The following is a 26264-nucleotide window of genomic DNA, read 5'->3' on the forward strand; positions in this document are numbered from 1 at the left end:
GGTCGCCAGGACGCTGGTCGTGCTGCTCGACGAGGTCACCGACGAGGATCGCGAAGCGGTGCGCGACAGCATGGATCCGGTGCAGTACGTCCTCGACCGCGCCCTGGACCCGGCTTCCGTGCGGCGGTTCACCTCGGCGGCCGAGATGGCCGACCAGCTCAGGGGCGTGCTGCGGCAGATGATGGCGCTCAGTGGTTTCGCGCAGGGCCACGAGCCGTCCCGGCACTTCGAGCCGGTGACGAGCGACCTGGACGGCGGGCTCGGTGTCGTGCCGCCGCTGGAGCACTGGCTCGACGACCGCGCGGAGCTCACCGCGCTCGGCCGCCCCACGCCACAGAAGGTCGTGAAGGAACTATCGGGTAAGGCCAGCGGGTTGCCCCGCTGGCCTCCCCTCAGCACTGCCCGTGCGGCTTTCACCGCGAGTCAGCGCAAGCAAGCCGCGAGGGCGGTGTGGGAGTGCAGGCTGTGCGGCTGCGCTGGCGAGCGAGGAGTTCGCGCTGGCAGGCCGCGTGGACGAGGCGGGTGTGGTCACCGTCTGGTGAGCTGGGCCGTCCGTGATGGGTGAGGTAGTTGGCGTTGATCGCCCGTCGGACGACGTGCTGCCACCACCGTTCCCATTCGTGGGGGGACTGCGGTTGGTCGGCGGTCAGGATCGGTCCCCGGCAGATCGGGCAGCGGCCGTCCTGCTTGGTGAGCAGGCGCAGCGTGTAGCTGTCCAGCGGGGGTTTGACGCGCCGTCGCCGGTTGGCCCAGTACTCGGCCAGGGCAGGGTCATCTGGGGATGCCGCGCCCTTGACCATGGTGTGCCGGACGATGCCGGTCCAGGAGGGTTTCGCCAGGTAGGTGCCGCTGGCGGCGTCACCGAACACCCAGCGATCGTTTCTGAACTTGTTGTATTTGCCGAAGTAGCGGGCCACGATCCATTTCTTCGGCTTGTTGGCGTGGCTGAAGGTTGCCCACTTGTAGCAGAGCACCCACAGATAGTTGTCCAGACTGGAAAATGTGCTGGACGAGACCACGCCCCGGTAGTAGGCCGTCCAACCCCGGGTGATGGGGTTGATCCTGGCGATGACCGCAGCCGCGTTCGCCCCGCGCAGGGCGCGGAACTCGGTGCGGAGCCGTTCCCGGATTCGCTGGACAGCCGCTTTCGATGGTTTGATCAGCAGCTTGCCGTGATACCGCCTGATGTTGAAGCCCAGAAAGTCGTACCCATCATCATCGATGTTTACGATCTTGGTCTTTTCCTCATTGAAGCTGAGACCCCTGGGTGCCAACCATTCAGCGATTCTGGCCTTGATTTCCTGTGCCTGCCGCTGGCTGTGGCAGAGTGCGACCAGGTCGTCGGCGTACCGAATTACCATCGGTGAGCCCGGTTTGATTTTCCTCGCCTCGCTGGTGCCGGCGGGGTAGTATTGGACTCCGGCTGCTGTTTCCAGCCCATGCAGAGCGACATTCAGTAGGAGTGGGCTGATCACGCCACCCTGGGGTGTGCCCTCATCGGTTGGCGTGAACCCTTTTCCTTCCTCTATCACACCGGCTTTCAGCCATTCCCGGATCAGGTCCCTGGCCGGGAAAGACCCGAGTGCTTCCAGTAGCCGGTTGTGGTCGATCTTGTCGAATGCCGCTGCCAGGTCCGCGTCCAGAGCCCAGACCCGCTTGGTCTTGGCGGAACAGCAGGTCTGGAAGATCGCCCCGATCGCGTCATGGCAGCTTCGCCCCGGTCGAAACCCGTAAGACTTGGGTTCGAACTGGGCTTCCCACTCAGCTTCGAGTGCATTACGGACCCTGCCTTGATGGCAGCGGTCCGCGATGACCGGAATTCCGAGCGGCCTCAGCTTTGCACGGTTTCCCGCCTTGGGTATATAAACCCTCTTCACCGGCCGGGGACGCCAGGTTGCGGCTTCGCGATGCACCCGCACCGCCAGCTCCATCCTGGCCTGAGGAGTCAAGGCGACCTCCGCATCGACCCCGGCGGTTTTGCGTCCCGCGTTCAACTGCGTCGCTTGCCGCACGCTGACCAGCGTGTTGCTCCAGCTCCGCAGCATGAGTTTCTGCAGGTTCCTGACCGTGGCCAGGGAACCCTCCCGCGCCGCCTTGAAGATCCGCTGCCGTAGCCGCCGTACGTTTTCCTCGTGCAGGCGCCAGTCAATGGCGGCCCAGTCGAGGGTCACGTCCTTGGGTCCGTTCACCATCGGTGTCTAACTTGTCCTTCGGTTCCAGGGTTTCGGCTGCTTGTCTTCAAAGGCTCACCTGCCCACGTCAGCGCCTCTTTCAAGGCCCGGGCACCAGGCCCGGTATCCGGCCAGTTATCCAGTGGCGGCGGCCGGGAGGTGCCGTCGTGTTGCCGCTGGTTTCCTGTTGACTTTCGTCCACCGCCACCAGGGTTTCTCCCGATGACGATGACGCCGTTATCGGCATGACCGGCTTTTGCTTCTTGGGCATCTTGTTCCCGGCAGAGGATTCCGCCTTCCTCGCGGTTGGCCTACCTGCCCGCCCCCAGGCGATCAGGACTCTGCCGGGGTTTCCATGTTCCGCACGTGTGAGATGCGGCCGGGGTGGGTGCCTCCTATACTCCGGGGCGGTGGTGTCCTCCCGATCAGCGCTGGGTCTCCGATCGGCACCTGCCGTTTCTCAACGGCCAGCCCTGTCATCCGCCTGACACATTCCACCGGCGGAAGCCACTATTACGAAGCATGCGGAGATTCACCTACATTCACCCGTCCGGCCTTCTCCTCGCCCGCTGCCGCTGGGTGGAACAGCAGCAGCTTCGGCTTTTACCCTGGGCTTCACACCCCGCGGTTACCCACGACGCATGCCAAGGCGGAGACGATCCCGCGGACACTGGACCGGATCACGTCTTCACTAGGGGAACCTCCAAACAACGTGACCACTCACATCGTGCGACCTCACGTCGCACCCCCGCGCCGGTGGTAGACCCCCACGACCCGCAGGCGGCCTACCTGCGCCGGGTCACGGCCAGCGACCTCCGCCGCCTGACCAGCGAATTGACGGGCTCGGTGGAGAGCCTGCTGATGGCGTGCCGGGCCGCGCTCGCCGAGCACGGCGGGCCCGATGTCGCAGGAGCGAAAGCCTGCTTGGCCGCAGCTCGGAAGCAGCGGTGCCGCGACGAGGAGGCGGGGGAGCAGAGCCCCGGACCCGCCTGGCGGCTGGACTGGCACGACGGCCTGGTGGCGCTCGCGTCGCAGGACTTCGACGCCGCGTGGCAGCACTTCCACGAGGTGCACACCATCCTGCCGGGCGAGTCGATCCCGACCGTCGCTCTTGGCCTGTGCGCGGAGTACCGCGGGGACGTCAAGCAGGCCCGGCGCTGCTACGGCGCGGTGTGGCAGCGCGACAAGGCACCCGCGGGCGCGGCGTTCGGGCTGGCTCGCCTGCTCCTCCACGAAGGTGAGCGGAAGGAAGCGGCCGATGTGCTTGATGCCGTGCCACGCGTATCCCGCCAGTACGACGCGGCGCAGCTCGCGGCCATCCGCGCGTACCTGATCAAGCTGGGCAAATCCGGCTGGCCGACCGCCGAAAACGTACGGACGGCAGCGCTGCGGGTGACCGAATTGCTGCGGGACGACGAAGAGCACCGCCGGTACGACGCCGAAGCGCACGTCCGGTTGAAGGCCTGGGTGCAGCTGGCCGCGCTGGCGCTCTACGAGCGGTCCTCGACGAAGGTCCACTTCGCGGAGCCGCACGAACTGGCGATGTTCGGCAATCCGCCGACGAAGCGCAAGCTCCGCAGGGAACTGGAGCTCTCCTTCGCGGAGCTCGTCAGGCAGGCCCGAAACCCCGCCGCGCACCGGGCTCTGCTGGACCGCAAGAACAAGATCCGTCCGGTGAGCTGGTGGTGATGTGATGACAGAACAACCCGATCTGGTGTTGCGGTACAACCCGTTCCTCCTCCCCGGCGAACGGCGGCTGACCACGCGCGTGGTCGTGCGCGTCGCGCGCCCGGGGGAGGAGCTGCGGATTCGGATCCGCCTGCGGCTGGCCAGCGCGGTTCGCGCCGTACTCCGGCTCGATCCGCCCGGCGGCTCGACCGAGGAAGTCATCCGGACTGACCGCGGCGCCGAGGTGCCGCTGAGCGCGGACTGGTCCGGAACCTGCGAGTACGCGGTCGGATTCGACCTCCGCGACGGGCCGCGCGGTGAGGACCTCCAGGTCGCGGTGGTCGATCTGGTGCGCGGCGAGCCCGACGCCCCGCGGCGGACCGGCCAGGTCCGAGCGGTGAAAGCGCACTGGACCACCTTCTCCGGTGGCGCGGGCGTCGGCCGCAGCGAGCGCGATCTCGCCGACGCGATCTGGGCCGGGTGCGCGGCTTACGAGTTCGGCGACCTCGAAGGCGCCGGCCTCTTCTGGCAGGAGGCGAGCAGGCGGGCGCGTCGCACGGGGGACGACGACAGCTCGCAGCGGCTGACCCGGTTGGTCGCGGCGGGCCGGCTCCGGCCGGACGACGTCATCGACGCGGGGCGTCCCGCGCAGGCCGGCCAGGACCGTGCGGGCTAGCGGGATCGCATCGGGCTTGCGGTGGGCCGCGACCTGGTCCACGGCCGGCGCGCGGTGGGTCGGGGCCCGCGGCAGGGCCGCGCTGTCCTGGATCAGGACGACGCGCGGGACGCTGTGGACACTCCTGTTCTGCTCGGTGGTGCTGACCTTCGTGTCCGCGGGCCCGTCGCTGACGTACTTCCACGGCGCGCACGACGTCGCCACCGAACTTCGCGCACACGTCGGCCCGATGATCGTCGACGTGCAGGTGGCCAGGAACGCGCTGATCTCCGCGAACGAGGCGGCGGTGGCCGCGTTCGACACCGATGGTGGGTCGCTGACCGGGCCCGGCCAGGCGTACTACAACCAGATGGCCATCGCCAGCCAGAGCCTGGCGCACGCCGCCGAGGTTAACGCCGTCGGCCCGCAGGGAACCGAGGCGTTGCAGACCATCGAGAGCCTGCTGGCGTCCTATTCGGACTCTGTCAGCCAGGCGGGCGCGTACTTCCACGCCGAGGACCACCTGATGGGCACCGTCGCGCTGTGGAACGCCTGGCGGCAACTGCACGATCCGCTCGGCGGCATCGTCGAAAGGCTCAGCGAGCTCCGGGAACTGCAGGCGGGCGAGCTGGCGAAGCAGGTGGGCGCGGGCGAGGTCACCGCCGAGGAGACCGCCACCTGGCTGGCGTGGCAGGCGGTGTTGTGCGCGTTTCTGCTGGCCGGGCACGGCTACCTCGTCTGGCGCTTCCGCCGCCTGCTCAGCGGAGTGCTGCTCGCCGCGATCGCCGTGGTAGCGCTGAACATCTCCACCACGGACGCCGTCGACGAGATGGATGCGGACATCGCGAGCTTCGGCACGATCCTGCAGAAAGTGCTGGCGGAACCCGACGGCGAGATGACCGCCCAGCAGACCCTCGCCGCGCTGGCGGACAAGCACTGCCGCACCGCGGCCAGGGAGTGCGGCCCGACGATGCCCGACCGGTTGTCCCAGGCGGCGACCGGTGTCGAGGGCCGGGCCACGGACCAGTCCGTGAACGTGCGGCTGGCGGCGACTGCATCCGGTGCGTGGCTGGAAACCGGGATCCCGTGGTCCAGCGCGTTGATCGCCGGGCTCGTCATCATCGGGTTCTGGCCGCGCCTCGACGAATACTCGTACGGGAAGCGATGATGCGCACCTACCGCTGGTTGTTCGCGACGATCCTGGCGCTGCTCGCCCCGGCCTGCGCCGCACCCGAGGCCCCGCCGCCGGTGCAGGAGCGCATCACGGTGCTGGCGTCGTGGACCGGTCGGGAAAGAGCCCAGTTCGACGCGATGACGAAGGAGTTCGAGAGGGCGCACGGCTTCCGGTTCCGAGTGGACTACCAGGGAACCCGGGCGCTCGAACAGGTCCTGCTCGCCGACGTGCAGAAGGGCGCGCCACCGGACATCGCCATCGTGCCGAGCCCGGCAGAGCTGCAGCGCTACGCCGACGCTCCGCTGGATCAGCCCCGGCTGGTGGAGCTGCCGGAGGCCTACGACAACGAGGGCCCACAGCCGTACTCGAGGTTCTGGGAGTGGGTGCAGCGGCTTGGAAAACCCGAGCAGCGGTTCGCGGTCGTCGCCAAGGCGGACCTGAAGAGCATCGTCTGGTACCAGCGCGACGGCGCACCGATCCGCCCGCCCGAGTCCTGGGACGACATGCTCGCGCTGGCACGTGCTTCCGGCGGCTGGTGCCTCGGCATGGGCGCGCCGCCGTTGTCGGGCTGGCCGGGCACCGACTGGATCGAGGACATCCTGCTCGAGAAGTACGGCCCGGCCGACTACGCGGAGTTCGCCCAGGGCCGCATGCACTGGACCGACGAGAGGGTGAAGATCGCTTGGCGGGCGTGGGGAGAGGTGCTGGCCGGGTCCCGAGCGGGTGCCCCGGCCGCACTACTGACGGACTTCGGCGACGCGGGGCGGGGCATGTTCGAGCGGCCGCAGCGGTGCTCCCTCGACCACGGGGCGTCGTTCCTGAAGACCGAGTACCAGGCGCAGACCCGGCCGGACGGATCGAGCCTGGTCGCGGGCGAGGACTTCGACTACTTCCGGGTTCCGCCGGAGGGGCGGCCGTCCATCGTCTCGGCGGATCTCGCCGTGATGTTCAAGGGCACGGCCGGGGCGAAGGCGTTCATGCAGTTCCTGGCTTCGGCTGAAGGCCAGAGCATCCTGGCGGGGGACCGCGGGAGCAGCGTGTACTCGATCGACAAGAACCTCCGGGACAGCGGCCTCTACGCGGGGCGTCCCGGTGGCGTCGTGGACCAGCGCATAGCCCGGGAGATCAGCGAGGCCGACCGGCTGTGCTTCGACGCCTCGGACCTGATGCCGGCGACGATGCGCAGTGCCTTCTACCGGGCCGTGCTGGAGTACGTGCGGGAGCCCGCGCGGCTCGACGAGATCCTGGAGCGGCTGGAGGCCGTCCGCGGCCAGCTCGCGGGCCCGCCGCCGGCCGAAGCGTGGGCGAGCTTCGCCTGCGTCGCTCCCTGACCGGGTGCGCGACCGGAAGCCGCGCACCCCGCCGTCACCTCACTGGAAGGAGTGCTCCGCGGCCGGGAAGGTGTTGCCGCGGACCTCGTCCGCGAAGCGGCTGGCCGCATCGGTCAGGACGCCGCCGACGTTGGCGTAGCGTTTCACGAACTTCGCCGTGCGACCGGTGTTCATGCCCGCCATGTCGGTCCAGACCAGCACCTGGGCATCGCAGTCCGGCCCCGCCCCGATGCCGACAGTCGGGATCCGCAGCTCCCCGGTCACCCGCTTCGCCGCCTCCGCCGACACCATTTCCAGCACCACCGAGAACGCGCCCGCCTCCTGGACCGCGAGCGCGTCCGCCAGCAGTTCGCCGGCCTTGTCGCCGCGGCCCTGCACCCGGTAGCCGCCGAGGCCGTGCTCGCTCTGCGGCGTGAAGCCGATGTGGGCCATCACCGGGATGCCCGCCGACACCAGCGCCTCGATCTGCGGGGCGTAGCGGCGGCCGCCTTCGAGCTTGACGGCGTGCGCGCGGCCTTCCTTCATGAACCGCGTCGCGGTGGCCAGCGCCTGCTCCGGCGACGCCTGGTAGGAGCCGAACGGCAGGTCGGCCACGACCAGCGCCCGTTCGACGGACCGGGTCACGGCGCGGACCAGCGGCAGCAGTTCGTCCACGGTCACCGGCAGCGACGACTCGTAGCCGTAGACGTTGTTGGCGGCCGAGTCGCCGACCAGCAGCACCGGGATTCCAGCCTGGTCGAAGATCCGCGCGGTGTACATGTCGTACGAGGTGAGCATCGGCCAGGGCTCGCCGCGCTCTTTCAGCTGCTGGAGGTGCTGGATGCGGACTCGCCGCTTGGCCGGCGTGGAGCCGTACGGCGCGGCCGTCTCGCCCTGATTTTGCGTAGCAGTCATCGTTGACCGTCCTATTCCTCGAAGCCCGCATCGCGGGTCCCCGGGTCGTCACGGATGGTTGCGCAGGAAAGCGTCGCACGCGCTCAACTTCGCCGACACACTCCGAGGGCCAACGTCACAGTTCCGGGTCAGCCGATCCAGGGCTCGGCGATGCGCGCGTAGCTGCCGTCGTGCAGCGCGAGGTTCAGCCACTGGTTCACGTACTGCTGGAACACCACGTCGCCCTTGGGCAGCAGGTACGCCTTCTCGCTGAAGGTGAACGGCTGCTCCGGGTGCACCGAGCACAACTCGGGGTGCTGCCTGGCCTGCCACTTGGTTTCGGCGGCGTCGGTCATCATCAGGTCGGCCTTGCCGTCGAGGATCTGCTGGAAGATCGTGTTGTTGTCCGGGTGGTCGACGACGGTGGCCTGCTTGAGGTTCTGCTTGGCGAACTGCTCGTTGGTGCCGCCGGGGTTGACGATGGCGCGGACGCCGGGCTGGTCGATCTGCTGCAACGTCTGGAAGCGCGCCGCGTTCTCGCAGCGGGTGATCGGGGTTTTGCCGTCGACCACGTAGGCGGTGCTGAAGAACGCCTGCTTTGCGCGCTCCAGGGTGATCGACACGCCTCCGACGGCGATGTCGCAGTTCGCGTTGAAGTCGGTGACCAGCGTCTTCCAGGTGGTGGGCACGATTGTCGCCTTGACGCCGAGCTTGCCGGCGAGGTCGTGCGCCATGTCGATGTCGATCCCGCTCCAGGCGCCCGCCGCGTCCCGGTAGGTGAACGGCCGGTAGTCCCCGGTGCTGCAAACCCGCAGCTCACCGCGCTGAACGACGTCGTCCACCCGGCTTGCCTCGGCCTTCGGGGGCTCGCCCGGTGCCGCGGCGCACGCCGCGCTCAGCGCGACGACGCCCGCCGCGATCAACCAGAAGCCGAACTTCTTCCACTGCATGACCCTGCCTTTCGATCTTCGCGGAACATGCATATCCGCTCGGCCCCGGGAAGGCCAGAGCGATGAGTTTCCGGGCCGCCGGCGGTCGAGTACTTCGGAACCCGGCGCCTGAGTCTCGACCTCCGGCAATAACGGGAAGAACAACGATGCAACCAAAAGGCCTCCCGGGCGTCTAATGACTGGGAGCGTGGGAGGGGGGCAACTGGGGGTGCCCCCCTCCCACCAGCCGATGGCCTCGGGCCTCGCCGTGTCCGAACAGGCGAAGCTCAGCTGCCGAGCCCACGTAGGAACCGCGCCCAAGCGGCGCTGCCGAAGCGGAGAATCGGCCCACCGGGATTTTTCGAGTCCCGGATCTCGATGCCTCCGCGGGATAAGCGAGCCTCGATGCAGCTGTTGTTGTTTGGACCGCTGTAGCTGCTCTTGAACCAGCGGGCCTCGACACAGGTGTTGTTGTTCCCTCCGCTGTAGCTGCTCTTGAACCACTGGGTCCGTGCGCCGACGGTCATTCGGTTAGCTCCTTCAAGCACTTGGCGATGAAGTCCTTGGACTCCTCCGGGCCGAGCGCTACGGCTCGCAGGCGATCGAAGGCTCGTGAGCACGCAGCGACGTCCTCCTCATCATCCATGTAGAGACCGCCGCCGATAAAGGTCGCTTGGTGAGCAATATCGGGCACTCTGCCGTCGAAGCGAAAGATTCCGATCGAACCGCCGAGGAGCGGATGGTCCACTATGGACAACGGTGCGACCTGGATGACCACGTTCTTGTTGCGGTCGCCGACGGTCAGCAGGTTCTCCAGCTGGCTGGCCAGGACCTCGTGTTGCCCGATGGGCCGACGCAGAGCGGGTTCGCCGATGACGAACCACATGTGCGGTGGCGAGTCGCGAGTGATCAGCTCCTGTCGTTCCAAGCGGAACTGGACCCGCAGTTCGATATCGTCAGCGGGGTCGTCTATGACTGCCTTGCGTGCGATTGTGATCAGTGCTCGTGCGTAGGTTTCGGTCTGCAGCAAGCCTGGCACGACTTCAGGTTCCCAGTAGTAGATCTCCTTGGCTTCCTGCTCGTGGTCGCTGACACGGCGGAACCCGCCGGGGAAGGAGTCGGAGTACATGCGGCGGCGCTGTCGTTGCCGAGCGACCTGACCGATGTCGACGATCTCGCTGCGTTGTTCGGAAGGTGCGTTGTAGAAGTCCAGCAAGGCATTGAGCTCCATGACCTTTAGAGACCGCAAGCCTCGCTCCACCCTGCTGACCAAGCTCGTGTCGCACTCGATGATCCCGGCGGCTTCCTTCTGGCTTTTGCCAGCAGCAATGCGAAGTCTGCGCAGCTCGGCGCCCAGCTGTCGACGTTCGATCGTTGGGCGTGAATGAGCCATGACTGCTCCCTGTTCTCCGTCCGCCACCGTAGATCCACTCTTTCAGGGTGGTGTGCAAGTGGCAAAGGACCCTTAGTCTTTGTGTATCAGAAAGCACGTTTCGCAGTGAAGCGACGGAAGTTTATCCAGTGGGTAGGGGAGTGGTGACAGTGCGTTTCGGATATGTGCTTGAGGCCGTGCAACCGGGGGCGGAAGCCGACATCGAGGTCGCCAGGAAGGTCGTCGATCCGGAGCAGCAGGACCCCGAGGAACTTCGCCAGGAGTTGCGGCCGTGGGCGGAAGCCGAGCTCGCGCGCCTGAAGCGCGAGTTCGGGCTCTACACGGCGGAATACGGCGCCTGGAACGACGGCCAATCCGCCTACTACCTGCGCATGCTCTACATCGTCTGGGGAGGCGAAGACGTCATCTCGGTGCACGTCGACGACAGCCCGGTGAACTACGCGGGCGTCCGCGTCCTCGCCAACCAGGCCGAAGCGTTCCGGGCACTGCGAGCGAGCAAGGGTCAGAAGACTAGCTCCTCGGACACTTCCCAGAGTTCCTTGGCGCGTGCCTCGTCGTAGGACTCCGCTGAGCTCAGCCGCCTCTTGTGGCCCGCGAAGTAGGCGCCGCTGACCCCTGCCAGTTCCGGGCTGGTGACCAGCCACGCCAGCGCGGCCGCGGACCATGATCGCCGCCGCGACCGAACATATTCGAACCGACCTCCGGCAGCCAGGGATTCCCAGTCCCCGCCAACGCCGTCCGGCCCCGGCGTTGGCACCACGTTCGCTAGCGGGGTGCGCGAGCAGCTCGGTGCGGTGTTGGCGATTTCGCGCGAAATTGACGGCGCCCATGAGGGGCCAGCGGCGATTTCGCGCGAAATCGCCATCCTCCCGACGCTCACGAGCGCGCCATCGCCCGATAGGCAGGGCGCAGGAACTCGACGGCGGACTTGCCCTGGATCTTTACCGGCAGCGGGTCGAGCTCGTCGAGCAGTGCGTCCGGTGCGGTCGGCTCCGGGGCGGGGATGGCCGACGCCGCCGGGGGGTCCGGAGCGGTCCAGAAGGCTTCCAGGCATTCCGGCAGCGGCGCGGCGTCGTCGGCTGCCTCCGCCGCCGGGGCCGATACGCTGCCGCGCAACGCCCGCAACCGGTCCAGCAGCTCCTCGCGTTCCCGGCCGCGCCAGGCGAGGATCTGGAACGGGTCCTCGTCGAAGGACTCGGCCAGCAGATAGCAGGCCGCTGCTAGGTGCTTGCACGGGATTTCCCAGTCCGGGCAGGAACAATCCATCGTCAGTTCCCGCATCGTCGTCGGGAAGAGCTGCAACCCGTCCACCCGGCTTGCCGCGGCCGCGACCAACCCGACCACTGCATGACCCTGCCTTTCGATCTTCGCGGAACATGCATATCCGCTCGGCCCCGGGAAGGCCAGAGCGATGAGTTTCCGGGCCGCCGGCGGTCGAGTACTTCGGAACCCGGCGCCTGAGTCTCGACCTCCGGCAATAACGGGAAGAACAACGATGCAACCAAACGGCCTCCCGGGCGTCTAATGACTGGGAGCGCGGGAGGGGGGCAACTGGGGGTGCCCCCCTCCCACCAGCCGATGGCCTCTCCTGGGAGGAGTGGATACTGCCCTGGTGGCTGCCTTCTACCACGTGTGCTTCGTGGTGCCTGACGTCGAGGTCCTTGACGAGGTGAGGGGGCGCAGCTCACCTGTAGAGCCCGCGCAGGAAACGCGCCCAAGCGGAGTTGTCGAAGCGGAGGATCGGCCCACCGGGATCCTTCGAATCCCGGATCTCGATACCTCCACCGGATAACCGCGCCTCGACGCAATTTGCGCTGTTTGCCGTGCTGTAGCTGCTCTTGAACCAACGGTCTCGACAGTTGTCTAACGTCATGTCTTCAGCTCTCTTGCGTATTCGGCGATAAGGTCCGCGGACTGACGCGGCCCGAGGGCTACGGCTCGCAGCCTGTCAAAGGCACGTGAGGCCAACGCGATGTCCGTCTCATCATCGCTATAAACGCCGCCTCCAATCAACGTGCCCTGGTAGACGATGTCGCGAACATCGTCACCGAAGCGCAAGATCTCGATGGAGCCGCCGAGCAGCGGGTGGTCCACAATCGACAGCGGTGCTACCTGGCCCACGACGTGATCGTGGGCCTCGATCACATCCAGCAGATGTGTGAGCTGTGCGTGGTGCACTCGCCGATTGCCGAGTGGCCTGCCCAACGCTGCTTCGCCGATCACGAACCACATCTCGGGTGGCGCGTTTCGTTGGATGAGTTCTTGTCGTCGCAAGCGGAACTGAACGCGGGCTTCGATGTCGTCGGGAGGCGACTCGAACATCGCGGCTCGCCCGTTACGCATGAGAGCGCGGATGTGCCCCTCCGTCTGCAACATGCCTGGAATCAGGTCGGTTTCCGAGAAGTGGAGCTCTGCGGCGTCCTGTTCGAGGTCGAGCAGTCGGTGGAACGCGCCGGGAAGGCTGTCGGTGTACGTGCGGCGTGGTAGCCGTTGCCGGGCGAGTTGGGCGATTTCGGCTATCCGGTCCCGGGAATCCTTCGGTGCGTCGTAGAAATGGAGGAGTGCGTTGAGCTCCATGACTTTCAGCGAGCGTTGGCCGCGCTCAAGTCTGCTGATCAGGCTCGTGTCGCACTCGATGACCTGGGCGGCTTCCTTCTGGCTTTTGCTTGCTGCTTCTCGAAGTCTGCGCAGCTCGGCACCGAGCTGACGCCGTTCGATGGTGGCGCGAGACTGAGGCACTGGCGAGTCCTTCCCCCGGATTGATGATGCCTTTCACCCGGTTGACACCTAGGTGCTTCACCTATGACAACTTACGATAAGTGTGTAGATCAACACGTTTCGCAGTGGACGACGGGAAGTTTATCCAGTGGGTAGGGGAGTGGTGACAGTGCGTTTCGGATATGTACTTGAGGCCGTGCAACCGGGGGCGGAAGCCGACATCGAGGTCGCCAGGAAGGTCGTCGATCCGGAGCAGCAGGAGACCCCGAGGAACTTCGCCAGGAGTTGCGGCCGTGGGCGGAAGCCGAGCTCGCGCGCCTGAAGCGCGAGTTCGGGCTCTACACGGCGGAATACGGCACCTGGAACGACGGCCAATCCGCCTACTACCTGCGCATGCTCTACATCGTCTGGGGAGGCGAAGACGTCATCTCGGTGCACGTCGACGACAGCCCAGTGAACTACGCGGGCGTCCGCGTCCTCGCCAACCAGGCCGAAGCGTTCCGGGCGCTGCAGGCCAGCAGGCGTCAGGAGACGAGTTCCCCGGAGAGTTCCGGGCTGGTGACGAGCCGCGCCAGCGCGTCCGCGGACCGATCGGCCGCGAAGGTCGGCTCGTGACCGTCCAGCGATCGACGAAGGCCGCTCGTCAAGCGAGGCGCTTTTCCTTTTACTTCGGGAATTTCGCCTCGATCTGGCGGGCGATCTTCTCTGCTTCCCCGCACTTGTCGGGCACCGAATCCGGCATCACCTCGGTGACGTCGACCAATACAACACCGCCGCCCGCATCGATGACAATCGAGCAGCCAGCGTCGACCGCACCTCCGCCGCCTTCAACGGCGCGGGCTGCGCTGCGACCGTTGAGCTGGAACTTCTCGTACTTGTCCCAGTTGCCGCTCTTCTCATACTTGGCGACGGTCTCTTCCTGGTTCTTGTACACAGCCAGGAGGATCTTTTCGCCCTCGTACGAACAACCTGGCTCGAAGCTGAAGTTGTCCTGCTTTTCCCCCGGTCCCGTAACACCCGCGGCACTCAGGTCGTCGGAGCTGAGGAACGAGCACGGGTCGAAGTTCTGCAGTCCCCCATCTGCCGCCGCCGTGGTCGACGACTCCTGCGTGGTGGTGGTTTGACCATCGCCGCCGGCCTTACCGCCGGAGCACGCGGCGAGGCCGAGCAAGGCCAAGCCGGCGGTCACGGAGATCAGGGATCGAGAGAGTGCGGTCACTGGATACCTCGCTGCAAGTCCTCGGCGATCTGGTCGTCGGTGGCACGATAGTCCCTGGCCGCCGCACGGAAAGCCTCCGCCTGTTCTTTGAGAACCTTCTGCATCTCCTGGATCAGCGGCAATGCTCCGGCCGTGGGGTGCTCGGCCTTGTCAACGAAGCGCTGCGTCAACTGCTGACCATCGGGGTAGTTTCCCAAGCCCTGCACGTGGCCGATCTGGCGGGCGTCCTGCATGATCTTCGCCAGCTCTCGGATCTCGTCTTCGACGCGCTTGGCGGCCTTCTCGGCGACCTCCGGATCCAATGCCAACTTGCCAGCACCCACCTGCTGGTTGATCCACTGCGTCTTTTGCCGAACCGCTTGCAACCCTTCAGCAGCAGCGGCAAAACCCCCATCCGGACTCGCCACTTTGCTCCTCCCAAGCACTGAACCATGCTGATCAAACCGGATGCTAGCGGGCCACGTAGCCGTGCATGTACCGATTCCGTCATCAATCACTATCCGCACAAGCACGGCTTGCTCTGTCCGAGTGATACACCAGAAATGAATAGAAACCCTGAACCAGCCGTTGATCGTGTTCGTTACGGTCACCGTTGATCGACGCAGAGTGATCACGGGGGAGAGGGGAAAGATGATCACTCTCTACGCCCAAACCCATTTCGCGCGAAATCGCCATCCTCCCGACGCTCACGAGCGCGCCATCGTCCGATAGGCAGGGCGCAGGAACTCGACGGCGGACTTGCCCTGGATCTTTACCGGCAGCGGGTCGAGCTCGTCGAGCAGTGCGTCCGGTGCGGTCGGCTCCGGGGCGGGGATGGCCGACGCCGCCGGGGGTTCCGGAGCGGTCCAGAAGGCTTCCAGGCATTCCGGCAGCGGCGCGGCGTCGTCGGCTGCCTCCGCCGCCGGGGCCGATACGCTGCCGCGCAACGCCCGCAACCGGTCCAGCAGCTCCTCGCGTTCCCGGCCGCGCCAGGCGAGGATCTGGAACGGGTCCTCGTCGAAGGACTCGGCCAGCAGATAGCAGGCCGCTGCTAGGTGCTTGCACGGGATTTCCCAGTCCGGGCAGGAACAATCCATCGTCAGTTCCCGCATCGTCGTCGGGAAGAGCTGCAACCCGAGCTCGTCGAAGACCCGCTCGATGTCCGTCGGCATCTCCCCGGCCAGCAGCTTCGCCGCGTACAGCGCCTGCCCGGCCAGCGCTCGCTCGATCCGCTCCCAGTCGGCCGCGGGGAACGCCTTGATCGCGATCCGCGCCCGGTAGGGCTCCGGCCGCGAACCCTGCACCAGCGCGATCGCCATGCTGGTCGACAGCGTCAGGCTGAGCACCTGCCCGGCTCGCGCATAGCGCTTGCCGCGCTGCAGCCGGCCGCCCATGCCGAACGACTCCAGCACCTCGATGAACCGCCGCGACCACCAGGTCTGCGCGATCTCGCCGCGCTTGCTGCGCGCCTTGATGCCGCCCTCAACCCGGATCGGCTTCGCGGACGGCGGGAATCTGCGCCACTCATTCACCGATGGCCTCCGCTTCCAGGGAGACCAGGTCCCGCAGCTCGCGGGTGGACAGCTCGGTCAGCCAGTTCTCGCCGGAGCCGACCACCAGCTGCGCCAACGCCTTCTTGTCCTCGATCATCCGGTCGATCTTCTCCTCCAGGGTGCCGATGCAGGTCAGCTTGCGGACCTGCACGTCCCGGCGTTGGCCGATGCGGAACGCGCGGTCGGTGGCCTGGTCCTCGACCGCCGGGTTCCACCACCGGTCCAGGTGGATGACGTGGTTGGCGGCGGTGAGCGTCAGCCCGGTGCCGCCGGCCTTCAGCGACAGCAGGAAGATCGACGGCCCGTCCTCGGACTGGAACCGCCGGACCATCTCGTCGCGGGCCTTCTTCGTCGTGCCGCCGTGCAGGAACAGCACCTCGGTGTCGAACCGCGCCGACAGGTGCGGCACCAGCATCCCGCCGAACCCGGCGAACTGCGTGAAGCACAGCGCCTTGTCGCCCTCGGCCAGTACCGATTCGAAGATTTCCTCCAGCCGCAGCAACTTCCCGGACCGGCCGGGCAGCGGGGAGCCGTCGCCGAGGAGCTGCGCCGGATGGTTGCACACCTGCTTCAGCTTCGACATCGTCGCCAGCACCAGCCCGCGGCGCTCCATGCCTTCGCTGTCGTCGATGCGCGCCAGCATGTCGTCGACCACCGCCTGGTACAGCGAAGCCTGCTCGGCGGTGAGGTTGCACAACTGCTTCATCTCGATCTTGTCCGGCAGATCGTTGATGATCGCCGGATCGGTCTTCACCCGGCGCAGCACGAAAGGACCGGTGATGCGCCGCAACCGGGCCGCCGCGTCGGTGTCACCATCGCGTTCCACCGGCACCGCGAACCGCGCGCGGAACGTGCTCAGCGAGCCCAGCACACCGGGATTCGCGAAGTCCATGATGGACCAGAGCTCGGCGAGCCGGTTCTCCACCGGTGTGCCGGTCAGCGCGATCCGCTGCCGGGCTGGCAGACCGCGCACCGCCTTCGCTTGGCGGGAGGCGCTGTTCTTGATGTTCTGCGCCTCGTCGAGCACCACCCGGTCCCAGCGGATCTCCCGCAGCACGGCCGAATCCCGCGCGGCCAGCGGATAGGTCGTGATGACCAGGTCGTGCCCGCCGACCTCTTCCATGAGGTCCTCGCCGGTGAGCCGACCGCCGCCGTGGTGGACGTGCACCTTCAGCGCCGGCGCGAACCGGGCCGCTTCCCGTTGCCAGTTGCCGACGACCGACATCGGGCAGATCAGCAGCGTCGGGGCGCGCGAACCGCGCGATCGGGCCAGCGCCTCCAGCGCCAGCAGCTGCACGGTCTTACCCAGACCCATGTCGTCGGCGAGGCATGCGCCCAGCCCCAGCCGGTCCAGGAAAGCCAGCCAGGCCAGCCCGCGGCGCTGGTACGGGCGCAGCGTCGCGGTGAATCCCTCCGGCGGATCCACCGGCTCCAGGTACTGTTCGGCCTGCCCGGACAGCAGATCCCCGAGCCACCCATGCCCGCTGACCTCGACCACCGGCAGCGGCCGGTCGCCGTCCTCGGGATGCACCCCGGCCTGCAGCAGCACTTCGCCGGCGGTCATCTGCCCGGTCCCGGAGCGCTCCAGATAGGCCAGTCCGGCGTCGAGCCGCTTGCGGTCGACCTGGACCCACTTGCCGCGCAGCCGAACCAGCGGAACCTTCGCAGTGGCAAGCTCCGCCAGCTCGGACTCGGTCAGCCGCTCGTTGCCGAGCGCGAGGTCCCAGCGGTAGTCGACCACGGCGTCCATCCCGAGCCCGGACTTCTTGGCCACCGTGCCCGCGGTGCCGGAACTGGTGGCGGTCAGCTTCAACCCGAGCCGTTGGGTGCGACCCCACCAGGAGGGCAGCAGCACCCCGAACCCGGCCTGGTCCAGCAGCGCCGCATGGGTGAGGAATTTGTACGCGCCGTCGGCGTCCAGGAACAACTCCGAGGGATGCGGTACGAGCAGCGCCGCATCGAGCGCCGGGAAGACCCGGCCCGCCTTCCCGAGGTCGGCGAGCAGCAACTCCTGCGGTTGCGCGACCCAGCGCTGCAGTACCCGGCTCTCCTCCCGCCACACCTCGTTCGCGGACACCAGAACGCTCGGGTCGTCCACGGCCTGCAGCATGAACTCCAGCCGCCAGTCCGCGTCGTCGCCCTCCGGTTCGTGCAGCCGGAAGCAGGTGCGAACGGGGCTCGCACCTGCGCCGCTGGCGCGCCAGGCATCCAACTGCCCGGCCAGCTTCCGCACCTTCTCGGGATCGCTGTCGAACCGCGGCTCGTGGGCCAGCGCGTTCAGCCACGCCGCGGCCGCGGTCCGGCCGCCGGGCATCTCGACGTCTGCGACCCGGGCGCGGGCGATTCCGTCGACCAGCGCGTCCAGCGCCGCGCGCAGGACCTCGGCGGGCGGGTCGCCGCGCTCGCAGCGGAAGGCCGGCGGCATGGATTCGCGCAGCGCCACGAACCGAGCGGAATCAGTGCCGGACAACGACGGCCGCCAGCGCGCCGCCGGCTGGTCTGCCTCGAAGACCAGCGAGGGCAGCACCCGCCCCTGCGACACCACCTGCTCGGCGAATCCGGCGACGCTGCGCAGGAAATGCGCGGATGCGCCCAACCGGCATCCGGGCGCGCCTTCATCGAGCAGGGCGAGCGCGGCCGCGGGGCTGCACGACACGGCAGGCACCAGCCATTCGCGCAGCCGAAGCTTGCCGCGTGGCGCAGGCCCCGCGGTCAGCGGATCCCGCACCAGTTCGGGCGATGCGACGGGAGCGGAGGCGTAGGAGGGCAGCTGGAGGCGGACGGAGTCGGCTTTGAGCTGCTCACCGGGCAGGGCGTCCCGAAGAGACTCACCCGGCACCGCGAAGGGGTGCGCCACCGGACCGCGCGGAGCACGCCCGGCCACTCGAGCCGGGAGCTCGGAATCTTCCGCCCACAGCACCAGACGTCCGTCTACAGTGCACAATCCGTGTACGGCCCACACGGCCGAACCTCCTTCCGCCGCCAAGGGCCCGTGAGTGCTTTTCGGTGCTATGGCACCCAGAACCGCTCACGGCCCCGTGACCAACTTGCCCATCGCGCGGTCGCCTCACGGTGCGATCTCGCGCCACCGGTTGGTCAGCGGCAGCCGCCGGTCCCGGCCGAACGCCTTGAACGTTATCTTGGTGCCCGGCGGGTACTGTCGGCGCTTGTACTCGGCGCGGTCCACCAGCTGCAGCACCCGCTCGACCAGCTCGGCGTCGAACCCGTCCGCGATCAGGTCCGCGTAACCGCGGTCGCCCTCCACGTAGCCGTCCAGCACCACGTCCAGGACGTCGTACTCCGGCAGCGAATCCTGGTCCACCTGGTCCGGCCGCAGCTCCGCCGACGGCGCCTTGGTGATCGAGTTCTCTGGGATCGGCGGCACCTCGCCGTGCTTCTCCGCGTCGGCGTTGCGCCACTTCGCCAGCTTCCACACCAGCGTCTTCGGCACGTCCTTGATCGGCGCGAACGCGCCCACCGCGTCGCCGTAGATCGTCGAGTACCCCACCGCCAGCTCGGTCTTGTTCCCGGTGGCCAGCACCAGGTGCCCGCGCTGGTTCGACAACGCCATCAGCAGCACGCCCCGGGCACGCGCCTGCACGTTCTCCTCGGCCAGCCCGGTCAGCTCCAGTTGCCGCACGTACACGTCGACCATGTCCGCGATCGGGTGAACCTCGAAGTGGCAACCGATCCGCCGCGCCAGCTCGGCGGCGTCCGACCGCGAGTGCTCCGACGAGTAGTTCGACGGCATCGACACGCCGTGCACCGCGTCCGCGCCGAGCGCGTCGGCGGCCAGCGCGGCACACACCGCGGAGTCGATGCCGCCGGAGAAACCGAAGGTCACCGACCGGAACCCGTTCTTGTGCACGTAGTCGCGCAGCCCGGTGACCAGCGCCGACCACACCTCGGCCACGTCGTCCAGCGGCTCCGCCGGCGGCAGCGCGGACACCGGTTCGTAGCGCGGCAGCGGCTCCGGCTGCAGCACCATCCGCTGCACGTCGAAGGCGGGCAGCCGCATCGGGCCCGGCTCGGCGGGCACCGTTGTCGAGGTGTGCCCACCAGCGGGCAGGTCCATCTCCAGCACCACCAGGTGCTCGGTGAACTGCGGCGCCCGCGCGAGGATCTCGCCGTCCGGCGTGGCGACCATGGAGTCGCCGTCGAAGACCAGCTCGTCCTGCGCGCCGACCAGGTTCACGTAAGCCATCGGCGCACCGGCCTCGGCGGCCCGCCGGATGACCAGCGGGGTGCGCACGTCGTCCTTGGCGCGCTCGTACGGCGAACCGTTGATGCACACCACGAGGTCGACGCCGACCTCGCCCAACGCCGCCACCGGGCCGCCGTTCTGCCAGATGTCCTCGCAGATGACCACCCCGACGTCCAAGCCGTGCAACCGCACGATCGGCAGGTCGAAGCCGGGGGCGAAATAGCGCGCCTCGTCGAACACGCCGTAGTTCGGCAGGTGGTGCTTGTGGTAGGTCGCGACGACATCGCCGCCGTAGAGCAGCGACGCGGAGTTGCGCGGGCCCTCGTCGTCACGGCCTAGGTGCCCGACCACGACCAGCGCGTCGCCGCAGCCGTTGTCCTGCAAGCGCCGCGCCAGCGCTTCCAGTTCGGCGAGGTTCGCGGCGGCGAATGACTTGCGCAGCGCGAGGTCCTCGACCGGATAGCCGGAGAGCACCATTTCCGGGAAGGCCACGAGGTGAGCGCCGTCCTGCACGGCCCGGCGGGTCCAGTCCAGGATCATCGAACTGTTGCCGGCTATGTCGCCGACGCATGCGTTGACCTGTGCGAGTGCGATGCGCAGCTGGGGCATGCATCCATCTTCGCGCACACCACAGGCGCACGTCGTCCTGCCCGGCGTGAGCCGCGCCTCTCCACCCATGTCACGATTCGTGAGTGACCCGTCTACTGACCGTGCTGTCCTTGGTGGCCCTGCTCGGCGCGGCCGCATGCAGCGCGCCGACGCGAGAGGCGGCGCCGCTGCAGCCGCACATCGAGCACAAGGGCCCGGCCGGGCCGGTTCCAGCAGGTCTGGAGCGGTACTACGGGCAAGCGCTGTCCTGGGGGCCGTGCGGACCGTACGCGACGACCGACAGCGACCGCGACGCCTACCAGAAGCGCGGCCTGGAGTGCGCGCGGCTGGAAGCCCCGATGGACTACGCCGCTCCCCAGGGGCAGACGATCACCCTCGGGCTCCTCCGCAAACCGGTGACCGACCCGGGAAAGCGGATCGGTTCGCTGGTGGTGAACCCGGGCGGCCCGGGCGCATCCGGCATGGGCACGGCCGCGAGCCTCGCCTCGTCGGTCTCGGACAGTGAGCTTGGCCAGCGGTTCGACCTGGTCGGCTTCGACCCGCGCGGAGTCGGCGCCTCCGAACCGGCCGTGCACTGCCTGACCGGCCCGGAACGCGACGCCGAGCGGCTGGACTCCGACGCGGACACCTCGCCCGCCGGGGTCGCCAAGACCGAGGAGGAAGAGCACGACTACGTGGCGAAGTGCGTGGCGCGCACCGGCACCAAGATGCTGGCCAACGTCGGCACCCGCGACGTCGCCAAGGACATGGACGTGCTGCGTTCGGCGCTCGGCGACGAGAAGCTGAACTACCTCGGCTACTCCTACGGCACCCTGGTCGGCGCGGAGTACGCGGAGACCTTCCCCACCAACGTGCGGACCATGGTGCTCGACGGCGCGATCGACCCCGGGCAGTCCACGGTCGACCAGTTGGTCGCCCAGGGCGCCGGTTTCCAGCGCGCCTTCAACGACTTCGCGGCCTGGTGCGCCAAGCGCCAGCGGTGCGCACTGGGCACCGACCCGTCGCGCGCGGTCGTCGCGTTCCAACAGCTCACTCGCCCGCTGGTGGACCACCAGGTCCCGGCGGGCGGCGGCCGCGAACTGTCGTACAAGGACGCCTCCATCGCAGCGATCCAGGCGCTGTACGCGCCCAGCCTCTGGGAGAACCTGGACAGCGGGCTGGCCGAGCTCCGGCAGGGCAGTGGCCGCACGCTGCTGGCCCTCGCCGACAACTACTACAGCCGCGACGGCGGCGGCCAGTACAGCAACACCAGCGACGCGTTCGACGCCGTGCACTGCGTCGACGACCAGCGAGTCGTGGACCCGAACATCGTCCGCGAGGCGGACCGCCGCTACCGCGAGGCGGCGCCGTTCCTGGACAGCGGGCACCCGCCGAGCGCCGCGCGGGACAAGTGCGCGTTCTGGCCGGTCCCGGTCACCGGCGAGACCACCGAGCCGGAGGTGGGCGCGCTGCCGCCGACCCTGGTCATCTCCACCACCGGCGACCCCGCCACGCCCTACCAGGCCGGGGTGCGGCTCGCGCGGGCCCTGCACGGCCGCCTGCTGACCTTCGAGGGCACCCAGCACACGGTCTTCCTGCAGGGCGTCTCCTGCGTGGACGAGGCGACCACGAAGTACATGGTGGACCTGACGCTCCCCCCCGAAGGCAAGCGCTGCACCGCGAGCTGAACACCACGTAGTGCCGGGTTCATGGACCAGTTACGCAATTGGTCGGTGGAACTCTTAGGCTGCGTGCATGAACCGCCAGCAGGAGTTCGTGCTCCGCACCTTGGAGGAACGTGACATCCGCTTCGTGCGGCTGTGGTTCACCGACGTTCTCGGCATGCTCAAGTCGGTGGCGATCTCGCCCGCCGAACTCGAAGGCGCCTTCGCCGAAGGCATCGGGTTCGACGGCTCGGCCATCGAGGGCTTCGCCCGGGTCTACGAATCGGACATGGTCGCCAAGCCGGACCCCGGCACCTTCCAGGTGCTGCCCTGGGAGACCCCCGACGGCGAGCACTATTCGGCGCGGATGCTCTGCGACATCCACATGCCCGACGGCTCGCCCTGCTGGGCCGACCCACGGCACGTGCTGCGCCGCACCCTGGCCCGCGCTACCGAGTCCGGCTTCACCTGCTACGTGCACCCCGAGATCGAGTTCTTCCTGCTGAAGAACCTGCCGGACGACGGCAGCGAACCGGTGCCCGCCGACTCCGGGGGCTACTTCGACCAGGCCAGCCACGACGCGGCGCCGCACTTCCGGCGCAACGCGATCGAGACCCTGGAGGCGATGGGGATCTCGGTGGAGTTCAGCCACCACGAGGGCGCGCCCGGCCAGCAGGAGATCGACCTGCGCTACGCCGACGCGCTGACCATGGCCGACAACGTGATGACGTTCCGGTATGTGGTCAAGGAGGTCGCGATCACGCAGGGCGTGCGCGCCTCGTTCATGCCGAAGCCGTTCAGCGCGCAGCCCGGCTCGGGCATGCACACCCACTTCAGCCTGTTCGAGGGCGACCAGAACGCCTTCTACCACCCGGAGAACCCGTTCGAGCTGTCCGACATCGGCCGGGCGTTCGTGGCCGGGATCCTGCACCACGCCCGCGAGATCAGCGCCGTGACGAACCAGTGGGTGAACTCCTACAAGCGGCTGGTCGTCGGCGGCGAGGCCCCGACCGCGGTCTGCTGGGGCCACGCCAACCGGTCCGCGCTGGTGCGGGTGCCGATGTACTCGCCGGGCAAGGCCTCGTCCCGCCGAGTCGAGGTCCGAAACCTCGACTCGGCCTGCAACCCGTACCTGGCGTACGCGGTGATCCTCGCGGCCGGGCTGCGCGGTGTGCAGAAGGGCTACGAGCTGCCGCCGGCCACCGAGGACGACGTGTGGGGCCTGACGGAGCGGGAGCGGAAGGCGGCCGGCTACGCCAACCTGCCGCAGAACCTCAACGAGGCGCTGTCCGAGATGGAGTCCTCCGAGCTGGTCGCGGAAACCCTCGGCGAACACGTGTTCGACTTCTTCCTGCGCAACAAGCGCGAGGAGTGGAACGCCTACCGGAGCCACGTCACCCCGTACGAGCTCCGCACCCTCATGCCGATGCTCTGAGCCCGGGCTTCGGCCTGGGCAGGACCCGTGAGCACGTTGGGGTGCCGCAGCACCTCACCGTGATCACGGCCGTTGACGTGCGAAAACACCCGCCCAGTCCGCATCGATCGGGGTCGGTGCCGAACGGCACGTCCCAGTCCGTGCACTCATGGGGTTGGGCGTGTTGCTGTGGCACGTGGAGCGATAGGTTTCGCCCGTGACTGATTCGCAGGCGCAGCCCGAACCCGTGGCAGCAGGGAGTTCCGACGGCGAGATCGCCGCAGAGTCCCCCCTGCAGTCCGGCGTGCTGGAGCAATCGGCCGAGCTGTTCGGCGAGCCGGAGTGGCCGGCGGAAACCTCGGAAGACCTCGGTGCCCGTACCCTGCTCGGCTGCACGCTCGCGTGCCGCGACCAGCTCCCGGCCGCCCGGGTCTTACGCGAAACGTTCCGCCGCCACCACCCGAACGCGCAGTTCGCGCTGCTGGTGGTCGACCTGCCCGGCGCGGCCAGTTCGGAGCCGGACGGCCTGACCTTCGCCGACATCGGGCTCGACGAGCAGGAGTACGCACGGCTGGCGATGGGCTGCACCGCGGAACAGTTGCGCAACGTGCTGCGCCCGAGGTTCCTGCAGCACCTGCTGAAGTCCGGCCCGACGGTGCTGTACTTCGAACCGGCTGTGCAGATCTTCGGCCGCTTCGACGACCTCGTCTCGAGCCTGACCCACGAGCGCCCGGTCGCCCTAGTGCCGCGAGTGCTGCGCCCGCTGGCCGTGGACGGCCTGCGCCCGAGCCCCTCCGACCTCGCCGAATCGGGCACCTTCGACGCCAGCGCGTTCGCCGTCCGCCCGGGCGCCGAGCAGCTCCTCGCCACGTGGGTGGAGCAGTTGCGCGCCGATCCCGGCGCGGCGACGCCGGTGCTGGACGGGGCGCCCGCGTTGGTCGATCACCAGGTGATCCGCGACCCCGGTGTGGGCCTGTCGGTGTGGAACGCGGCCCAGCGCGAGCTGGTGGTGGCGGGCGACGGTCGGCACACGGTGGACGGCGCCGCGCTGCGCAGCGTCCATTTCGGCGGCTTCCAGCCGCAGCGGCCCTGGCTGCTGTCCACGGACTACGCCGACCGGCCGCGGATACTGCTCTCTGAGAACCCGGCGCTCGCCGGGCTGTGCGCGGGCTACCGGAACGCGCTGGTCGGAGCCGGATACACCCGCGAACAGCCGCACCCGTTCGACGTCCTGCCCGACGGCGTCGTGCTGCCCGCGACGCTGCGACGCGAGTACCTCGACGCCTGGCTCGCGGACGGAGAACCACCGCCGAGCCCTTTCGAACCGGACGGCCCGCTGGCGGAGTTCCGGGAGTGGTCGTGCGCCCCGGCCGACGACAGGCAACGCGCGGCCGGCGGCTCCCGCTGGACCGCGGCCGTGTGGGCGGACGACTCGATCCTGCGGCGCGACTACCCGGACCCGTTCGGCAGCAATGCCGAGGCCTTCCACGAGTGGTGTGTCGGCGTCGGTGTGGCCAGCGGCCGAGTCCCGGCCGAGGCGGTGCACCGCAGGATCGACAACCGGGCGGCCCTTGTCGATCAGCTCGGTGTCGCGGTACTCGGCGACGGGCAACTCGCAGAGCTGATGCGCACCGCAGTGGGAGTGTCCGGGCTGCCCTCGGCCGACACCGCGTACTACCCGGTCGTCCTGCGCTGCGAACCCGGCCTGCCGGTGCCCGCAGGCAGGTACGTGATCGACATCCACGCCGGCGCTTCCGACGCCGTCGACGTGGCGGAGACCTGGGTGTTTTCGGAGAGCGGCCGCGCTGCAGCCCGCCGGAACGGCACGAAGACACGGGTCGTCGCACTGCCCGCGCCGGAGCGCAGCCGGGTCGATTTGCCGACCAGGAAGGGCGCACGGGCCAGGTTCGGGCTGTCCGACGAGTTCGTGTTCGGGACGTTCGTGGACCACGCGGCCGAGCGCGGGGACAACGTGCTCGGCGTGGTCAGCGCGTTCCTGGCGGCATTCCCGGAACGCGATGAGGTGCGCCTGCTCGTCGGCGTCGTCGGTGCGGTCGAGCACCCGGAGGCCGCCGAGCGCCTGCGCTTGGCGACCGCGACGGATCACCGCATCCTGCTGGTCGAAGAGGACCTCGACATCAATCCGCTGCTGTCCGCATCGGACAGCTTCGTGTCGCTGCACCGTGGCGAAGCCGGTGACGGCCCCGTCCTGCGGCTGCTCGAAGTGGCGGCGCACGGAGTGCCGGTGATCGCGGCGGAGCACGGCGCGGTTGTCGAGTTCTTCGGCGACGAAGCGGCACGCCTCGTGCCCTGCACGGGGCCTGGAGAACCGGATATCGACTCGGCCGCAGAACTCCTGCGGGCCGCTGCCGACGACCCGGAAGGCACGGCGGCTTTCGGCGCAGCAGCGAGGGAGAACCTGCTTGCGCTGCACACCGTCGCGCGGGCGGGCGCGCGCCTGCGCGAGCGCGTCGAGCAGGCCTACCGGAACTGGCGCACGAAGTGGTCGCGGGACAGCCACGGCCAGTTCGACGACCCGCTGCGCCCGCTGCTGGTGGCGCGCCACGCGTTGCACCGGGCACCGGAGGTGGGGGCGAGCAGCCGGAACTCGATGGCCCCGGCGCTGCGTAGGGCCGTCCTCAAAGCGCTGAGCCACTACGACGAGCACATCCGTGACGTGATGCGCTCGCTGGTCGACGGCGTCGAGCAGACCGCCTCCGAACTGCTCCGC

At 68.4% G+C, this 26264-nt stretch carries 22 protein-coding genes (1 of these 22 only partly in view); 9 read left to right on the forward strand and 13 right to left on the reverse strand.

Translation table 11 applies throughout. The features are described from left to right. Positions 1-413: 413 nt before the first annotated feature. Positions 414-2192 (reverse strand): group II intron reverse transcriptase/maturase, encoded by a 1779-nt coding sequence (gene ltrA, locus ACRXBZ_RS29685; protein WP_433879290.1) that lies wholly within the window; start codon positions 2190-2192, stop codon positions 414-416. 501 nt (positions 2193-2693) lie between these two features. Between ltrA and ACRXBZ_RS29690 the strand changes: the two genes are divergently transcribed. From ACRXBZ_RS29690 to ACRXBZ_RS29705, 4 genes are read left to right on the forward strand one after another with little or no spacing between them, the layout of a single operon-like run. Beyond that, positions 2694-3860 (forward strand): tetratricopeptide repeat protein, encoded by a 1167-nt coding sequence (locus ACRXBZ_RS29690; RefSeq protein ID WP_433881872.1) that lies wholly within the window; start codon positions 2694-2696, stop codon positions 3858-3860. A 4-nt stretch (positions 3861-3864) separates the two neighbouring features. Next, complete coding sequence (locus ACRXBZ_RS29695) at positions 3865-4515, forward strand: hypothetical protein (RefSeq protein ID WP_433881873.1); 651 nt, start codon at positions 3865-3867, stop codon at positions 4513-4515. Between the two features lie 16 nt (positions 4516-4531). After that, the gene (locus ACRXBZ_RS29700) at positions 4532-5662 is read left to right on the forward strand and encodes a GlnX family signal transduction membrane protein (protein WP_433881874.1); all 1131 of its coding nucleotides are present in this window, start codon (positions 4532-4534) and stop codon (positions 5660-5662) included. Further along, positions 5662-6999, forward strand: coding sequence for an ABC transporter substrate-binding protein (locus ACRXBZ_RS29705; protein WP_433881875.1), 1338 nt, complete (start codon positions 5662-5664; stop codon positions 6997-6999). Before ACRXBZ_RS29700 ends, ACRXBZ_RS29705 begins: the two co-directional genes overlap by 1 nt. A 39-nt stretch (positions 7000-7038) precedes the next feature. On the opposite strand, the gene panB is transcribed toward ACRXBZ_RS29705, so the two are convergent. The 4 genes from panB to ACRXBZ_RS29725 form a co-directional block, all read right to left on the reverse strand. Next, entirely contained in the window at positions 7039-7893 is an 855-nt protein-coding gene (panB, locus tag ACRXBZ_RS29710) for a 3-methyl-2-oxobutanoate hydroxymethyltransferase (protein ID WP_433881876.1), read from the reverse strand. 128 nt (positions 7894-8021) lie between these two features. Beyond that, the gene (locus ACRXBZ_RS29715) at positions 8022-8822 is read right to left on the reverse strand and encodes a transporter substrate-binding domain-containing protein (RefSeq protein ID WP_433881877.1); all 801 of its coding nucleotides are present in this window, start codon (positions 8820-8822) and stop codon (positions 8022-8024) included. A 266-nt stretch (positions 8823-9088) separates the two neighbouring features. Beyond that, positions 9089-9328, reverse strand: a complete 240-nt coding sequence (locus ACRXBZ_RS29720; RefSeq protein WP_433881878.1) for a DUF397 domain-containing protein — start codon at positions 9326-9328, stop codon at positions 9089-9091. After that, positions 9325-10194 (reverse strand): helix-turn-helix domain-containing protein, encoded by an 870-nt coding sequence (locus tag ACRXBZ_RS29725; protein WP_433881879.1) that lies wholly within the window; start codon positions 10192-10194, stop codon positions 9325-9327. The genes ACRXBZ_RS29720 and ACRXBZ_RS29725 overlap by 4 nt, the downstream gene beginning before the upstream one ends. Before the next feature lie 143 nt (positions 10195-10337). Here ACRXBZ_RS29725 and ACRXBZ_RS29730 point away from each other — a divergent pair, with 143 nt between their 5' ends. Next, positions 10338-10754 carry a hypothetical protein gene (locus tag ACRXBZ_RS29730; protein WP_433881880.1) on the forward strand — a complete coding sequence of 139 codons (417 nt, stop codon included), beginning with the start codon at positions 10338-10340 and terminating at the stop codon, positions 10752-10754. 316 nt (positions 10755-11070) lie between these two features. On the opposite strand, the gene ACRXBZ_RS29735 is transcribed toward ACRXBZ_RS29730, so the two are convergent. The 3 genes from ACRXBZ_RS29735 to ACRXBZ_RS29745 all read right to left on the reverse strand — a co-directional run bounded on the left by ACRXBZ_RS29735 (position 11071) and on the right by ACRXBZ_RS29745 (position 12933). Beyond that, the gene (locus ACRXBZ_RS29735; protein WP_433881881.1) at positions 11071-11538 is read right to left on the reverse strand and encodes an SWIM zinc finger family protein; all 468 of its coding nucleotides are present in this window, start codon (positions 11536-11538) and stop codon (positions 11071-11073) included. A gap of 340 nt (positions 11539-11878) precedes the next feature. Next, a complete protein-coding gene (locus ACRXBZ_RS29740; protein ID WP_433881882.1) occupies positions 11879-12067 on the reverse strand; it encodes a DUF397 domain-containing protein in 189 nt (62 codons plus the stop codon). Beyond that, positions 12064-12933, reverse strand: coding sequence for a helix-turn-helix domain-containing protein (locus ACRXBZ_RS29745; protein ID WP_168587229.1), 870 nt, complete (start codon positions 12931-12933; stop codon positions 12064-12066). Before ACRXBZ_RS29745 ends, ACRXBZ_RS29740 begins: the two co-directional genes overlap by 4 nt. 264 nt (positions 12934-13197) lie before the next feature. Here ACRXBZ_RS29745 and ACRXBZ_RS29750 point away from each other — a divergent pair, with 264 nt between their 5' ends. Continuing rightward, complete coding sequence (locus tag ACRXBZ_RS29750) at positions 13198-13527, forward strand: hypothetical protein (protein WP_433881883.1); 330 nt, start codon at positions 13198-13200, stop codon at positions 13525-13527. A gap of 49 nt (positions 13528-13576) precedes the next feature. On the opposite strand, the gene ACRXBZ_RS29755 is transcribed toward ACRXBZ_RS29750, so the two are convergent. The 5 genes from ACRXBZ_RS29755 to ACRXBZ_RS29775 all read right to left on the reverse strand — a co-directional run bounded on the left by ACRXBZ_RS29755 (position 13577) and on the right by ACRXBZ_RS29775 (position 20476). Further along, complete coding sequence (locus ACRXBZ_RS29755) at positions 13577-14083, reverse strand: DUF3558 family protein (RefSeq protein ID WP_433881884.1); 507 nt, start codon at positions 14081-14083, stop codon at positions 13577-13579. A gap of 44 nt (positions 14084-14127) precedes the next feature. Then, positions 14128-14769 carry a hypothetical protein gene (locus ACRXBZ_RS29760; RefSeq protein ID WP_433881885.1) on the reverse strand — a complete coding sequence of 214 codons (642 nt, stop codon included), beginning with the start codon at positions 14767-14769 and terminating at the stop codon, positions 14128-14130. A 48-nt stretch (positions 14770-14817) separates the two neighbouring features. Then, the gene (locus tag ACRXBZ_RS29765) at positions 14818-15642 is read right to left on the reverse strand and encodes an SWIM zinc finger family protein (RefSeq protein ID WP_433881886.1); all 825 of its coding nucleotides are present in this window, start codon (positions 15640-15642) and stop codon (positions 14818-14820) included. Further along, positions 15635-18583: a DEAD/DEAH box helicase gene (locus ACRXBZ_RS29770; protein WP_490885428.1), complete on the reverse strand. Its 2949-nt coding sequence runs from the start codon at positions 18581-18583 to the stop codon at positions 15635-15637. The genes ACRXBZ_RS29765 and ACRXBZ_RS29770 overlap by 8 nt, the downstream gene beginning before the upstream one ends. Before the next feature lie 147 nt (positions 18584-18730). Next, positions 18731-20476, reverse strand: coding sequence for an NAD+ synthase (locus ACRXBZ_RS29775; RefSeq protein WP_433881888.1), 1746 nt, complete (start codon positions 20474-20476; stop codon positions 18731-18733). Between the two features lie 83 nt (positions 20477-20559). Between ACRXBZ_RS29775 and ACRXBZ_RS29780 the strand changes: the two genes are divergently transcribed. From ACRXBZ_RS29780 to ACRXBZ_RS29790, 3 genes are all read left to right on the forward strand, one after another. Further along, the gene (locus ACRXBZ_RS29780) at positions 20560-22143 is read left to right on the forward strand and encodes an alpha/beta hydrolase (protein WP_433881889.1); all 1584 of its coding nucleotides are present in this window, start codon (positions 20560-20562) and stop codon (positions 22141-22143) included. A 67-nt stretch (positions 22144-22210) separates the two neighbouring features. Continuing rightward, entirely contained in the window at positions 22211-23554 is a 1344-nt protein-coding gene (gene glnA, locus ACRXBZ_RS29785) for a type I glutamate--ammonia ligase (RefSeq protein ID WP_168587237.1), read from the forward strand. A 196-nt stretch (positions 23555-23750) separates the two neighbouring features. Further along, positions 23751-26264 carry the 5' portion of an FkbM family methyltransferase gene (locus ACRXBZ_RS29790; RefSeq protein ID WP_433881890.1) on the forward strand. The gene runs 1179 nt beyond the window's last position, so 2514 of the gene's 3693 nt are visible here — the first part of the coding sequence; it begins with the start codon at positions 23751-23753; its stop codon lies beyond the right edge, outside the window.

The sequence above is a fragment of the Saccharopolyspora hattusasensis genome (genome assembly GCF_050972075.1).
GTDB classification, from domain to species: Bacteria; Actinomycetota; Actinomycetes; order Mycobacteriales; family Pseudonocardiaceae; genus Saccharopolyspora; species Saccharopolyspora hattusasensis.

Bases quoted from the DNA above. Each gene is read 5' to 3' on its own strand.
- panB (WP_433881876.1), bottom strand. From the start codon at position 7,893: ATGACTGCTACGCAAAATCAGGGCGAGACGGCCGCGCCGTACGGCTCC.
- ACRXBZ_RS29690 (WP_433881872.1), top strand. From the start codon at position 2,694: ATGCGGAGATTCACCTACATTCACCCGTCCGGCCTTCTCCTCGCCCGC.
- ACRXBZ_RS29725 (WP_433881879.1), bottom strand. From the start codon at position 10,194: ATGGCTCATTCACGCCCAACGATCGAACGTCGACAGCTGGGCGCCGAG.
- ltrA (WP_433879290.1), bottom strand. From the start codon at position 2,192: ATGGTGAACGGACCCAAGGACGTGACCCTCGACTGGGCCGCCATTGAC.
- ACRXBZ_RS29740 (WP_433881882.1), bottom strand. From the start codon at position 12,067: ATGACGTTAGACAACTGTCGAGACCGTTGGTTCAAGAGCAGCTACAGC.
- ACRXBZ_RS29705 (WP_433881875.1), top strand. From the start codon at position 5,662: ATGCGCACCTACCGCTGGTTGTTCGCGACGATCCTGGCGCTGCTCGCC.
- ACRXBZ_RS29720 (WP_433881878.1), bottom strand. From the start codon at position 9,328: ATGACCGTCGGCGCACGGACCCAGTGGTTCAAGAGCAGCTACAGCGGA.
- ACRXBZ_RS29775 (WP_433881888.1), bottom strand. From the start codon at position 20,476: ATGCCCCAGCTGCGCATCGCACTCGCACAGGTCAACGCATGCGTCGGC.
- ACRXBZ_RS29695 (WP_433881873.1), top strand. From the start codon at position 3,865: ATGACAGAACAACCCGATCTGGTGTTGCGGTACAACCCGTTCCTCCTC.
- ACRXBZ_RS29715 (WP_433881877.1), bottom strand. From the start codon at position 8,822: ATGCAGTGGAAGAAGTTCGGCTTCTGGTTGATCGCGGCGGGCGTCGTC.
- glnA (WP_168587237.1), top strand. From the start codon at position 22,211: ATGAACCGCCAGCAGGAGTTCGTGCTCCGCACCTTGGAGGAACGTGAC.